Consider the following 13,308-nt stretch of genomic DNA (forward strand, 5'->3'; position numbering starts at 1 on the left):
GCATGCCTTGCCGGCGGCCCCTGCGTTTTTGTGGGGCGTTGTTAGTTTCCGTCGTTCGAACAAAAGATCTGTTGCCGGCTTAATTCGGGAACAGGGGGTGCTTCCGCGTTACTCAACGCACTGTTCAAGCAAAAAAACCTCCGAAAAAGTCCGGTTTGCAACGTCCAGTCCTTCCCGAATGCTACTAGCCGGCTCAACGATAAAAATTCATTCATTGGGTGTTCTGCGGAGCATTTCATGTCACCTTGCCGGCGTGCGCTTTTGGGCCCGGCCTTTCGCCATATTGGGCATGTTCGTCGCATGCGGTCCCGCATCAGGCCAGCAATTCAACGGCAGGCTGATGGATGCGGTCAGGCTGACCTTATTGCACGAGCCGCAGATAGGCGCTGCCAACCGGCAGTTGATGCTCAGCGAAGGCCAGCTCCAGGCCACCCGCGGTGAATTCGACACGGCGCTCAGTACCGGCGTGGAACTGGCGCAGGCGCGCTCTCCCTTGCTGCAGGCGCTGCAAAGCCCTGCAGCAAGCCAGGTTGACAGCAACACGGCTGCCTATCTGCTGGGCGCGACGACCCGTCTGCGTTCGGGTGTGACGGTGGCGCCCAGCATCAGGATCAACCGGGTGCGCGACAACATCAGTTCGCTGACTTCGCCGGCCACCAGCACCGTCGCGCTCAATTTCACCGTGCCCCTCCAGAAGGGCAGCGGCGCCCGCTTCAATACCGCCGCGGAACGGGCAGCGGAGCAGGTGCTGGCTTCGGCAGACATGAACCTGCGGCACACCATTGCGTCCCGGATCAGCCGCAGCGTCAATGCCTACTGGGATTACCTGGCCGCACTGCAGGCGCTGGAGATCCGCCGGCTCTCCGAAAACCGCTCGCTGCTGTTGCTCGATGATGCTCGCCGGCTGGCCAAGGGCGATGAAATCCCGCAGGCCGATGTGCTGCAATACGAGGCGCAAGTGGCGCGCGACCGTGGCCTGCGTATCGCCGCGGAGCAATCGCTGGTGGAAGCGCGCACGACGCTGGTGCTGGCCATGGGCATAGCCGGTCAGCCCGAAACGTCGATGCCGGCGCCCAGCGACGATTTTCCCGAGTTGCCCGCCGTCGTCATGGAGACCCTGTCCCGGCCATGGCCCCATTCGGCGCTGGCTGCGCGCTTTGACGTCAGGGCGCAGCAGCGCCGCGTTGACGCTGCCGAGATTCTGTATGAGGCAACGCGGCGTGACCCCGTTTCGCAGCTCGACCTGACCCTGTCGGTCGGCTATAGCGGCCTGCGTGAAAACCGGTCCGCGCTCGCCGCCTGGCAGGCCCTGAACGCGCCGGCGGCTGGCTTGAACGCGTCGATCGGCATGGTCTACGTGCTGCCGGTGCAGGGCAATGCCCAGGCTGGCCTGGTCCGGCAGCGCGCGGCGCTTGCCGAGCAGGCGCGCCTTGAACTTGATGGCCTGATGCAGGCCGCGCGTGCCACTGTCAGCGTGCAGCGCGCCAGCGTTTCCAGCGCAGCCCTCCAGTTGGAGCAGGCGCGGCAGCAGGTAAGGCTGCAGACACAGGTGTTTGCCGACGAGCGCAAGAAGTACCGTCTTGGCCTGGCCACCGTACTGGATCTGCTTACCGCCGAGGCAAGGCTTACCGCCGACGAACTTGGCGTGATCGACGCGCGCCGGCGTCTTGCGCAAGCCCTGGCAAGCTACCGTTTCGAGACTGCCACCCTGCTTGGGGCCGATGGCGACGAGCAGCGCATCACCATGGAATCATTGACGACTCTTCCGGAGCTGCCATGAAGCAGGAAATGTTTCGCAAGTCGGCGCTGGAGAACCTCGCCACGCCCGACCGGCTGGATGAGGCCATGCGGATTACCCGTCCGCGCGCCTGGGTGGCCCTGGGCGCCATTCTGTTGATCCTCGTCTCCAGCCTGGTCTGGAGCATTTTCGGCACGCTGCCCGCCAGCGTGGAGGGGCAGGGCATCATCATCCGCGAGGGCGGCACATTCAACGTCGTCTCCTTCGGGACCGGCGTGGTAACGGAACTGGCCGATCTCAATATCGGCGACCCGGTCCATAGGGGGCAGGTACTGGGCCGGATCGCCCAGCCTGAAATGGAGCAGCAGGTCGCGGCGCAGCGCAAGGTGGTCAGGCAACTGGGCGATGAGCAAAATGACCTGATCAGCCGCACCGATGCATTACGGCCCGTGCAGGAAAAGTCGGTCAAGCTTCAGCAGGCGATGCTTCTCCATACCATCGCAACCCGGGAGGAGCAACTGCAATCCCTCCGGACCATTCTTCAGGGGCAGCGGGAATTGCTGGGCGATGGCCTGATCACCCGCCAGCGCTACGAGCAGACCCGGCAGCAGGCTCTTGGCGCTGAAAGCGATATCGACAATGCCCGCACCATGCTGCAAAAGCTTTCCGTCGAGCAGATCGAGGGCGCGGCAGCGCGCGAAAACCGTTTGCGCGAAGTGGGCAACCGCCTGTTGCAGGCACAGAGCCGGCTCGAGGACCTGCTGCTGCAGCATGATCTCGCTTCCCGCATCGTCAGTCCGCATGACGGCGTCGTGGTCGAGACGATGGCGATGCAGGGCGACGTCGTCAAGAACGGCCAACCCATCGTCAGTGTTGAAATTAATGAAGGCCTGCTGGAAGCGGTTGTCTACCTGCCGCCGAATTCCAACGCCAAGCTGCTCAAGGCGGGCATGCCCGCCCAGATTTCGCCGGCAACCGCCAAGAAGGAACGGTTCGGCTACCTGGTCGGCACCGTGACGGCGGTGGCGCAATATCCGGCGACCGAATTGGGCATGCTGTCGCTGTTTAACAATGCCACCCTGGTGCGCGAGCTGACACGCAACGGGCCGCCTATTTCGGTCCAGGTCCAGTTGACCAGGGATGCCGGCACCCGCAGCGGCTATCACTGGTCCTCCAACGCAGGAGCCAAGGTTGAGCTTTCCAGCGGGACCCTGGCAACGGGCACGTTTGTCGTGGAAAAGAAACGCCCGATCAGTCTGCTTATCCCATTGTTGCGCGAACTGACCGGGACCTGACCATGGGCAAGTGGAACACGTTGCTGCGCCGCCTCAACGGCTGCAGGGTAAAGACGCCGACGGTGCTGCAGATGGAGGCGGTGGAATGCGGCGCGGCCGCCCTCAGCATCGTGCTGCAGCATTATGGCCGCTACGTCTCGCTGGAGGAACTGCGCATTGCCTGCGGCGTTTCGCGCGATGGCAGCAAGGCCAGCAGCGTGGTGCGTGCCGCACGCGCGCATGGGCTCAAGGCCCAGGGCATGCGGCTTGAAATCGACGCGCTGCATCACTATGCCTGCCCGATGATCCTGTTCTGGAACTTCAACCACTTCCTGGTCCTGGAAGGACTGAATGACAAAAAAGCCTGGATCAACGATCCGGCGACCGGCCCGCGCGCCGTGACCATGGATGAATTCAATCGATCCTATACCGGCGTGGTGCTGCTGTTCGAGCCGGAGCCCCATTTTGAACGTTCGCCCGATCCCAACGGCATTGTCGTCGCACTGGGCCGCCGGCTGCGCAACGTGCGGGGCGCGGCTGCCTATGTGCTGCTTGCCGGCCTGGGCATGGTCATACCCGGCCTTGCCATCCCCGTGTTTTCCCAGGTCTTTGTCGATAGCTACCTGATCGGCAGGCTGCAGGGCTGGGTCAAGCCGCTGCTGCTGGGCATGGCGCTGACCGCCGTGCTCCGCGCTTTGCTGACCTGGCTTCAACTGTCCTATCTGCTCAGGCTGGAAACCCGCCTCTCCCTGACGGCGTCGGCCAATTACTTCTGGCATCTGCTGCGTCTGCCCATCGAGTTCTTCAGCCAGCGGCACGCCGCCAGCATTGGCCAGAGGGTAAGCATCAACGATGGCATTGCACGCCTGGTTTCCGGGGAGCTTGCGGTCAATGTGGTAAGCCTGGTCACGCTGGTGTTCTACCTGGCCATCATGCTTTCCTATGATGTGCTGCTGACAGTGATCGGCGTCTCGCTGACCATGCTCAATGTGCTGCTGCTGGCCGTGATCTCGCGAAAGCGGCGCGATCGCACCATGCGCCTGCAGCAGCAGCGAGGCAAGCTTGGCGCCACGCTGGTTGGCGGCATCCAGACCATTGAAACCATCAAGGCGGGCGGCGGCGAGGCCGATTTCTTTGGCCGCTGGTCTGGCCTCAAGGCGGGCGTCAACAATACCGAGCAGGACCTTCTGTTCTACACCCAGCTGCTTGGCACCCTGCCTGTGCTGGTATCGGCAGCCATCACCGCCTGCATTCTGGGCCTTGGCGGTTTGCGCGTCATGTCGGGGGAAATCACGATCGGCATGCTGATCGCATTTCAGAGTCTGATGGCTTCCTTTTCCAGCCCGGTCAACAATCTCATGGGCCTGGCCGGCAGGTTGCAGGAAGCCGATGCCGACCTCAAGCGCCTAGACGACACGCTGCGTTACCAGGTTGATCCACGATTCGCGGCATCCGACGCGCCGGCAAACGGGTCGGCGCAGGATACGCATGCGCCAGAGGAAAAGCTTCAGGGTGCCCTGGAGCTGCGTCATGTCAGCTTCGGCTACAGCAGGCTGGAACCGCCACTGCTGGAAGACTTCAGCCTGCGTCTCGCGCCAGGGCAGCGCGTGGCGCTGGTCGGCGCATCGGGAAGCGGCAAGAGCACGGTGGCGAAACTGGTCATGGGCCTGCATCAGCCGTGGTCGGGTGAAATCCTGTTCGACGGGCGTCGCCGTGGCGACATCAGCCCACGCGTACTCAGCGCCAGCCTGGCCGGCGTGGATCAGGACATCTATCTGTTCTCCGGCTGCATTCGCGACAACTTCACGCTATGGGACAGCAGTGTGGCCGAGCCGGACCTCGTGCGCGCCGGGCATGATGCGGCAATTCACGACACGATCGCCAGCCGCGCCGGCGGTTACGACACGCTGGTGACGGAAGGCGCCAGCAATTTTTCCGGAGGCCAGCGGCAGCGTCTTGAGATCGGCCGCGCCCTCACGGGCAATCCGCGCATCCTGGTGCTGGACGAAGCGACCGCGGCGCTCGACACGGCCACCGAGAAGGAAATCGACGACAGCCTCCGCCGTCGGGGCTGCACCTGCCTGATCGTTGCGCACCGCCTCTCCACGATACGCGACTGCGATGAAATCATCGTGATGGACCATGGCCGCATTGTCGAGCGCGGCACCCATGACACGCTGCTGCGGCGCGCGGGCGCCTATGCAGCACTGGTTGGGGAGATCGCAGCATGATGGCCACCGATAGCGCCGGCGTGGCCGCACACTCGGTGCAGTTGCTCGCGCACTATGGCCAAAGACAATTTCCGCTGGCTCTGGAGCCGGTGGTGCTGGGTGTCAGCAACACGGTATGGCTGGTGGAGCAGGGCGGCGTCGACCTGTTCCATGTGGCCATTGCCGGCGGGGTGCCAACGGGCGCGCGGCGTCATGTATGCCGGATCAAGCCGGGCGAAGTCATTTTCGACCGACCCGGGTCGCCTGATTCCGCATTGATGGCAGTCGCCCTTTCCCGCACCGCGTGGATCCGCCTGGAAAACGCCGGCGAAGGCGTGGCAGGCGACCGGGTTGCGGAACAGGCTCTGCAAGAGCTGAAAGAGAATTGGCATCGCACGCTATTGCGTGCCATACCCGGCTTGCCTGCCGAAGCGGTTCAGGCAAGGGCCGGTCATGTCGCGCTGCTGAACGTGCTGGACGAGCAAGCGGGCCAGGCGCAGGTGCGGGAGCATGCACAGCTTCGGCAGGGCGCGCTGGCGGAGCTGCAGCAGATGCGGCATGCGCTGTCCGAGGTGGCTCAGGTGCTGTCGACTTCGGAGACCCGGCTGCCTGCAGCGGCTGGCAACCCGCTACAGGCGGCCTGCACCCTGGTGCTGCGCGCCTCCGGCATCTCTGACCGCGGCCTGAAGGCGATTGCCTTGACTGCATCGAGAAGCGAGCCGTGGCTGGAAAGCTTTTGCCGTGAACATCAGCTGATACAACGGCGGGTAAAGCTCAACGGCCCGCTCTGGTGGCGCCAGGATCACGGTGCGCTGCTGGCCTTTCGTGCCTCCGACGAAAAGCCGGTTGCATTGCTTCCAAATGCCAGCGGCTATGTGCTGAGCGACCCGGAAACCGGAACGACGTGCAGCGTGGATGCCGCAGTCGCCAGCACCCTGACGACCCATGCAGTCCAGTTCTTTCCCAGCCTGCCCGGCGCCGCGCTTCGGTTCAAGGACCTGGTGTGGTTCGGCCTGACCGGCAGCCGCCGCGACCGCCTGCGACTGATCACCTTCGGCCTGGCGGGCGGGGCCGCTGGCATGGTTTCCCCCATCGCCATGCAGGTGCTGACCGATTCCGTGCTGCCCTCCGCCGAACGCGACGAGCTGGGGCAATTGATTGCGCTGCTGTTCATGACAGGCATCTGCATGACGGCGTTTACCTTCTGCCGCGTCCTGGCAACGATGCGCATCCGCACGCGTCTCGGCAACAGCGTCCAATGCGGTGTGATCCAGCGGCTGCTGGGGCTTCCGGTCGCTTTCTTCCGCGATCATGAGGCGGGCGATCTGGCGCAGCGGGCCATGGGAATCGATGCGGCTCTCCAGATCATCAGCAATACGGTGGAAAGCGCCATTTTCGGCTGGCTGTTCGGCCTGTTCAGCCTGTTCTATCTGTTCTTCCTGGACCTGCGGCTTGCCGTTTTGGCCATCCTGCTGGTTGGCGTGCAGTTGGCCTGGACGCTGGTCATGAACTATCGGGCCTTGCTGATCGAGCGTCAGAGCGCTGCGTTGTCCGGGCGTATCGCCAGCCAGGTTTTCCAGCTGCTCACCGGCATTGCAAAACTGCGCGCCCATGGCGCGGAGCGGCGTGCGTTTTCAATCTGGGCCGGGCTGTTCGCGCAGCAGAAGGCGCTGGATATGCGCATCCATGGAATCGGCAACGCCAATGCCACTTTCGACGCCGGTTTCGGGCTGTTATGCAGCATCCTGCTGTTCGGTTCGGTCGCGTTTCTGTTGCCCGACATGCGCGCGGGTGAATTCCTGTCCTTCAGCGCCGCTTTTGCGCAGTTCCTCGGCGCAACCATGGCCTTGGGCAGCGCGCTGACCAGCAGCCTCAGCGTGATACCGCTATACGAAAGGGCGCGGCCGATACTGCAGGCCATCCCCGAAGCCGTCGCAAGCGCGCATTTACCCGGCAGGCTCAATGGCGCAATCGACATCAGTGGACTGTCGTTCGGCTATGAAGCCAATGGGCCGGATGTGCTCAGCGATATCAGCATCACCATCCGCCCCGGCGAATTCATCGCTCTGGTTGGCGCGTCGGGCTGCGGCAAGTCCACGTTGCTGCGCCTGTTGCTCGGCTTCGAAACACCGCGCTCGGGCGCGATTTACTACGACGGCCAGGATCTGTCCGGCCTGGACAAGGTGGCGATACGGCGCCAGATCGGCACCGTGCTGCAGAGCGGGAAGCTGATAGCGGGCGACATGTTCACCAACATTGTCGGCACCGCCCCCCTGGCCATGGAAGACGCCTGGGAAGCTGCCCGGATGGCCGGGCTGGAGGAGGATATCAAGGCCATGCCCATGGGCATGCATACGATGATCAACGACGGCGCAACCACAATTTCCGGAGGACAACGTCAGCGCATGATGATTGCGCGGGCCATTGTCGGCAAGCCGGCCATCCTTTTGCTGGATGAGGCAACCAGTGCTCTCGATAACCGCACACAGGCGATTGTGACAAGCAGTATTGCCAAGCTGAAAGCCACCAGGATTGTCGTTGCCCACCGTCTTTCGACGATCGCCGGGGCCGACCGTATTTTCTTTATCGAGCGAGGACGCATTGTGGAGAGCGGGACTTACCAAGAATTAATGACACTAAACGGGCGTTTTAAAACACTGGCTGAAAGGCAACTCATATGAGCAAGCTGCTGCTGGCTGAAGGCGATAAATGGGTCGACCAGGCCCGCAACGGCAACCAGGACGCGTTCAACAAGCTGATGGAAGCCTATTACAGCAGGGTGTGGCGCTTCCTTCTCAAGTGGGTGAAGAACCGCGACGACGCCGAGGAACTGACGCAAGAAACCTTTCTGGCGGCTTGGCGCGCGCTGCCTGGCTACCGGGCGGGGTCGCAGTTTTCCACCTGGCTGCTGGGCATTGCGCTCAACCTGGCACGCAACCATCACAACCGGGTGGTGAAAAAGCGCCTGAACGATGTGGAACTGGACGAGTCGCTTTACCTGGAACGGCCGGGTGGGCATGATATCGAACCGGAGTCGCAATACCAGCGCAAGCAGGCGATGATCGCGCTGCAGCAATCCATCGACCGATTACCCGAGGACATGCGGGAAGTCATGGTGATGGTCAAGCTGGAGGGCATGCTGCTTGAGGATGTCGCCAGCATGCTGGGCATTCCTTCCGGAACGGTGAAAAGCCGGCTGTCGCGCGCCAAGACCAAGTTGATGGAAGACATGGGGCGTCATTTGTAGTCGGGTCACGGCGGCGGGAGGCGGAACGAAATGCCGACCGCAGTTGCTCAACCTGTCGAATACACCCGTTTTCACCGACTTTACCAAGGACATCAACATGAACGACAAGGAATCCAAACTCGACCACCTGCTGGCAGATCTGGCAGCATCCTATGCCCGTACCGCGCCGCCGCGGGATGGGCTGGAAAAGCTGAAGCGCCGCATGCAGGCGGAGACCAACACGCTGTCGGACGCCGACCTGGAATGGCTTGCCGCCGCCGGCAGGGTTCTGGGCGTGGAGCCCAAAGGCAACAAGGACGAATGACCGTTCAGCCGGCCAGGCTCGACAGATTCCCAAGGCGAAGCCCTGGCGCCGCAAGCCCGGCCATCAAGCCGGATGCCGGCTGGCCGATACAACTGGCAAGCGCAGCGCCATCACCGCAGTCAGACCGACAAATACCGCGCACCCTTCATTTCCCCTCTGAATGTCCCGCAGCTAACTGCAGGCGGCCGTTGTTGATCCCTTTTCCCTGAAGGCAGTACACTGTCGCGGCATGTAGCGCGATTGTCGCGCTGCCTGGCGACGGACATGGATCCGGATGGTGGCTTCCAGCCTGCGTCCCGACGCGGAACACAGGCGCTCATGGCCTGGTCCCATGGCATGGTGCTTGCACAGTCCTGCCATCCAGGCCTAGGAGCCTGCGCGGCAGAAGGTTCGGCGGCTGCAACGCGCGAGAAAACGGTCCAGTTCGGTATCACCACCTGCTCCCAGGGGTTCGGCAAAGCAGTGCTTTGCCCCCTGGGCTTGTTGGTACTACCAAACTGTCCTCGTTTTTCGCACGTTTCGCTACGCCGCCTTCTGCCGCGCAGGCTCCTAGCCTTCCGCTGCCGTACCGGCCTCATCAATAAAAAAACCAGGAGATGTAATGAATCAGCGCCCTGCGAAGTCTTCCATTGTCTTGCGCCTGCTGGGAAGCGCCTTGCTTCTCCCCGGCCTTTCGCTTGCCAGTCCATTCGCCTATGTGCCCAATGAGAAGTCGGGTACGGTATCGGTCATCGATGTTGCCAATGACAGCGTGGTCACCGACATCAAGGCCGGCAGCAAGCCGCGCGGCCTGGCCATCGCCGGAAACCGGCTGTATGTCAGCGACCAGCCGGCCAACGCGCTGGTGGTGATCGACCTGGCCAGCCGCAAGCCAGGCGGAACGGTTGCGCTCGGCGAGTCGCCGGAAGGCGTGTCGGCTTCGGCGGACGGGAAATGGATCGTTGCGGCCAGCGAGGTCAGCAATGCGGTCAGCTTCATCGATGTCGCCAGCGGGCAAAAGGCGTTTTCCGTCACCACGGAAGGCAAGAATCCGGAGCATGCGGTGTTCAGTCCCGACGGCAAGCTGCTGCTGGTGAGCGCCGAGGAAGCCGACAGCGTGGACGTGGTGGATGTGGCGCAGCGCAAGCAGGTGGCGTCGATCAAGGTCGGCATGCGCCCGCGCGGCATTGCCTTCCGGCCTGACGGCGCTGTCGCCTATGTCGCCTGCGAACTGGCCAGCACGGTGTATGCGATCGATGTGCCCGGCCGCAAGGTGATCAAGGAAATCAAGGCCGGCAATTTTTCGAATGGGGTAACCATGTCGCCCGATGGCAAGCGGGTCTACGTCTCCAATGGCAAGGATGGCAGCGTGTCGGTGATCGACACCGCCAGCAATGCGGTCGTGGCCACGATTGCGGTCGGAAAACGCCCCTGGAACATGGCGATCACGCCGGATGGCAGCAAGCTTTATGTGGCCAACGGCCGCTCCAATTCGGTGTCGGTGATCGACACCGCCAGCAATACGGTCAGCAAGGAAATCAGCGTCGGAGAATTGCCATGGGGAGTCGTGATCCAATGAACGCCATCGTCGAAGGAAACGCGCTGCAGGCGCAGGTCAGGCCGGCAGCACGGTACACCTGGCAAGCCATTGTGCTGCACTGGCTGCTGGCGGTGCTGATCATCGGCATGCTGGTGCTCGGCTATTCGCTGGAAGACATCCCGCGCAATACGCCTGCGCGCGGCTTCTATGTGAACCTGCACAAGTCCTTTGGCGTGCTGGCCCTGGTGCTGGTGCTGGTGCGGCTGGGCTGGCGTTTCAGCCACAAGCCGCCGCCGACGGCGCCCGGCATGCCGCGCTGGCAGGCGGTCGCGGCCGCCTGGAGCCACGGGCTGCTGTATCTGTGCATCCTGCTGCAGCCGCTGTCGGGCTATCTGGGATCCTCGTTCGGCAAGTACGGCGTGAAGTTCTTCGGTATCGAACTGCCCAACTGGGGCTGGGAAGACAAGGCGCTGCGCGGCTTTTTCGGGGAAGTGCATGAAGCGGTCGGGTTCACGCTGGCAGTGCTGATCGCCATCCATGTGCTGGCGGCGCTGAAGCACTTGCTGATCGACCGCGACCAGGTATTCCAGCGCATGATGCCGGGCGGGCGCAGATCCTGACCGCACCGACGATCTCCTCCACTTCCAGAACCGGCCGCGCGCCGGTTTTTTCTTGGCCGGGCCCGGCCGGCATCCTGAAGGACTCTGCTGCTTGCTGCTGCATTGAAGCTCTTATTACAACTTGGGACAGTGTTGTTGCAAAAGGGAGCAGCCGTCCAGGCAATCGCCTCGACAGGACAGGCACGGCGCCCGCCATCAGCGGCGATGCATGGCCTCCCCATGGGGAAAAGGGCAAATTTTCCCGACCGGCGGCAGCGCCGGCAGGCTGGCACACGGATTGCGTTAATAGCGATGGCAGCAGGCGAACCATCGCTCCAACCATCCCATGACAGATAAAGAGGAAGACACCATGAATCTCGCAGACATCAGCAAGCTCGGTATCAAGAATCCGTTCAAGGAGCGCTACGACAACTTCATCGGCGGCAAATTCGTCCCGCCAGTGAAGGGCCAGTACTTCGAAAACATCAGCCCCGTGATCGGCAAGACCTTCTGCGAAGTGGCGCGTTCCACCGCCGAGGACGTGGAGCTGGCGCTGGACGCCGCCCATGCCGCCAAGAAGGCCTGGGGCAAGACCTCGCTGACCGAGCGTTCGCTGATCCTGAACCGCATCGCCGACCGCATGGAAGCCAACCTGCAACTGCTGGCGACCGCCGAAACCATCGACAACGGCAAGCCGATCCGCGAAACCATGGCTGCCGACATTCCTCTGGCGATTGATCACTTCCGCTATTTTGGCGGCGTGATCCGTGCCCAGGAAGGCTCGATTGCGCAAATCGATTCCGAGACCTATGCCTATCACTTCCATGAGCCGCTGGGCGTGGTTGGCCAGATCATTCCGTGGAACTTCCCTATCCTGATGGCAGTGTGGAAGCTGGCGCCGGCGCTGGCCGCGGGCAACTGCGTGGTGCTGAAGCCGGCCGAGCAGACGCCTGCCTCCATCATGGTGCTGATCGAGCTGATCGGCGACCTGCTGCCGCCTGGCGTGATCAACATCGTCAATGGCTTCGGCCTGGAGTGCGGCAAGCCGCTGGCGTCTTCCAAGCGCATCGCCAAGATCGCCTTCACCGGCGAGACCGGCACCGGCCGCCTGATCATGCAGTACGCCTCGCAGAACATCATCCCGGTGACGCTGGAGCTGGGCGGCAAGTCGCCCAACATCTTCTTTGAAGACGTGATGGACAAGGACGACGCCTTCTTCGACAAGTGCCTGGAAGGCTTCGCGATGTTCGCGCTGAACCAGGGCGAGGTCTGCACCTGCCCGTCGCGCGTGCTGGTGCAGGAATCGATCTATGACCGCTTCATGGAGCGCGCGGTCAAGCGGGTCGAGGCGATCAAGCAGGGCAACCCGCTCGATTCGTCGACCATGATCGGCGCCCAGGCTTCGCAGGAGCAGCTGGAAAAGATCCTGTCCTATCTCGACATCGGCCGCCAGGAAGGCGCCAAGGTGCTGACGGGCGGCGCGCAGAACATGCTCGACGGCGACTTCGCCAGCGGCTACTACGTCAAGCCGACCATCTTCGAAGGCCACAACAAGATGCGCATCTTCCAGGAAGAGATCTTCGGACCGGTGGTGTCGGTGACGAAGTTCAAGGATGAAGCCGAGGCGCTGGAGATCGCCAACGACACGCTGTATGGCCTGGGCGCCGGCCTCTGGACCCGCGACAATGCGCGTGCCTTCCGCGTCGGCCGCGAGATCCAGGCTGGCCGTGTCTGGACCAACTGCTATCACCTGTACCCGGCCCATGCCGCGTTCGGCGGCTACAAGCAGTCCGGCATCGGCCGCGAAAATCACAAGATGATGCTGGAGCACTATCAGCAGACCAAGAACCTCCTGGTCAGCTACAGCCCGAACGCGCTCGGCTTCTTCTGAGCCGGCGTACAGGCAGGCGCATGCCGCGGCATGCGCCTGGCATCGATGTGATAACGAGATGGGATGGCGTCATGGAAGCACTGGTACCCCGCGTCACCGCCACGCCGGCCGCACTGGAACTGATCGCGCAGTTGCGGCAGAAGCATGGCCCGCTGATGTTCTTCCAGTCGGGCGGCTGCTGCGACGGCAGCTCGCCGATGTGCTACGCCGCCGGCGAATTCAACGTGGGCGACGAAGACGTCTATCTCGGCAACCTGGATGGCGTGCCGTTCTACATCGGCGCCGACCAGTTCGAGTACTGGCAGCACACACAATTGATCATCGATGTGGTCAATGGCATGGGCGGCATGTTCTCGCTGGATAACGGGACAGGCAAGCGCTTCCTGACCCGTTCGCGCATCTATACCGACGAGGAGTCGGCGCAGCTGGAAGGCAAGCGCACCCACGGCGACAGCCTGCGTGACGGGCAGTCGGGACATCCATCGCATCAGGCAGAACAATCGCAGTAATTTCCGAGGAGACTGTA

10 protein-coding genes are annotated in these 13,308 nt (G+C 62.8%); all 10 read left to right on the plus strand.

The annotated features are described in order from the left end of the window. Window positions 1-289 precede the first annotated feature (289 nt). The 10 genes from ABC383_RS02220 (at window position 290) to ABC383_RS02265 (ending at window position 13,291) form a co-directional block, all read left to right on the plus strand. Complete coding sequence (locus tag ABC383_RS02220; protein WP_413011569.1) at window positions 290-1,780, plus strand: TolC family protein; 1,491 nt, start codon at window positions 290-292, stop codon at window positions 1,778-1,780. Further along, the gene (locus tag ABC383_RS02225; RefSeq protein ID WP_413011571.1) at window positions 1,777-3,033 is read left to right on the plus strand and encodes an NHLP bacteriocin system secretion protein; all 1,257 of its coding nucleotides are present in this window, start codon (window positions 1,777-1,779) and stop codon (window positions 3,031-3,033) included. The genes ABC383_RS02220 and ABC383_RS02225 overlap by 4 nt, the downstream gene beginning before the upstream one ends. Before the next feature lie 2 nt (window positions 3,034-3,035). After that, window positions 3,036-5,243: an NHLP family bacteriocin export ABC transporter peptidase/permease/ATPase subunit gene (locus tag ABC383_RS02230; RefSeq protein ID WP_413011573.1), complete on the plus strand. Its 2,208-nt coding sequence runs from the start codon at window positions 3,036-3,038 to the stop codon at window positions 5,241-5,243. Further along, on the plus strand, window positions 5,240-7,903 hold the full coding sequence (locus ABC383_RS02235) for an NHLP bacteriocin export ABC transporter permease/ATPase subunit (protein ID WP_413011575.1): 2,664 nt from the start codon (window positions 5,240-5,242) through the stop codon (window positions 7,901-7,903). The genes ABC383_RS02230 and ABC383_RS02235 overlap by 4 nt, the downstream gene beginning before the upstream one ends. Continuing rightward, entirely contained in the window at window positions 7,900-8,469 is a 570-nt protein-coding gene (locus ABC383_RS02240; protein WP_413011576.1) for an RNA polymerase sigma factor, read from the plus strand. The genes ABC383_RS02235 and ABC383_RS02240 overlap by 4 nt, the downstream gene beginning before the upstream one ends. Window positions 8,470-8,566: 97 nt before the next feature. Then, on the plus strand, window positions 8,567-8,773 hold the full coding sequence (locus ABC383_RS02245; RefSeq protein ID WP_413011578.1) for a hypothetical protein: 207 nt from the start codon (window positions 8,567-8,569) through the stop codon (window positions 8,771-8,773). A gap of 601 nt (window positions 8,774-9,374) precedes the next feature. Next, window positions 9,375-10,331 carry a beta-propeller fold lactonase family protein gene (locus tag ABC383_RS02250; protein ID WP_413011580.1) on the plus strand — a complete coding sequence of 319 codons (957 nt, stop codon included), beginning with the start codon at window positions 9,375-9,377 and terminating at the stop codon, window positions 10,329-10,331. Then, on the plus strand, window positions 10,328-10,912 hold the full coding sequence (locus ABC383_RS02255) for a cytochrome b (RefSeq protein ID WP_413011582.1): 585 nt from the start codon (window positions 10,328-10,330) through the stop codon (window positions 10,910-10,912). The genes ABC383_RS02250 and ABC383_RS02255 overlap by 4 nt, the downstream gene beginning before the upstream one ends. 349 nt (window positions 10,913-11,261) lie before the next feature. After that, window positions 11,262-12,782, plus strand: coding sequence for an aldehyde dehydrogenase (gene adh / locus ABC383_RS02260; protein WP_413011584.1), 1,521 nt, complete (start codon window positions 11,262-11,264; stop codon window positions 12,780-12,782). Between the two features lie 71 nt (window positions 12,783-12,853). Continuing rightward, window positions 12,854-13,291, plus strand: coding sequence for a DUF779 domain-containing protein (locus ABC383_RS02265; RefSeq protein ID WP_413011586.1), 438 nt, complete (start codon window positions 12,854-12,856; stop codon window positions 13,289-13,291). Window positions 13,292-13,308: the final 17 nt, after the last annotated feature.

The sequence above is a fragment of the Noviherbaspirillum phoenicis genome (assembly GCF_047237965.1).
In the GTDB taxonomy this organism is placed as follows: domain Bacteria; phylum Pseudomonadota; class Gammaproteobacteria; order Burkholderiales; family Burkholderiaceae_D; genus Noviherbaspirillum_A.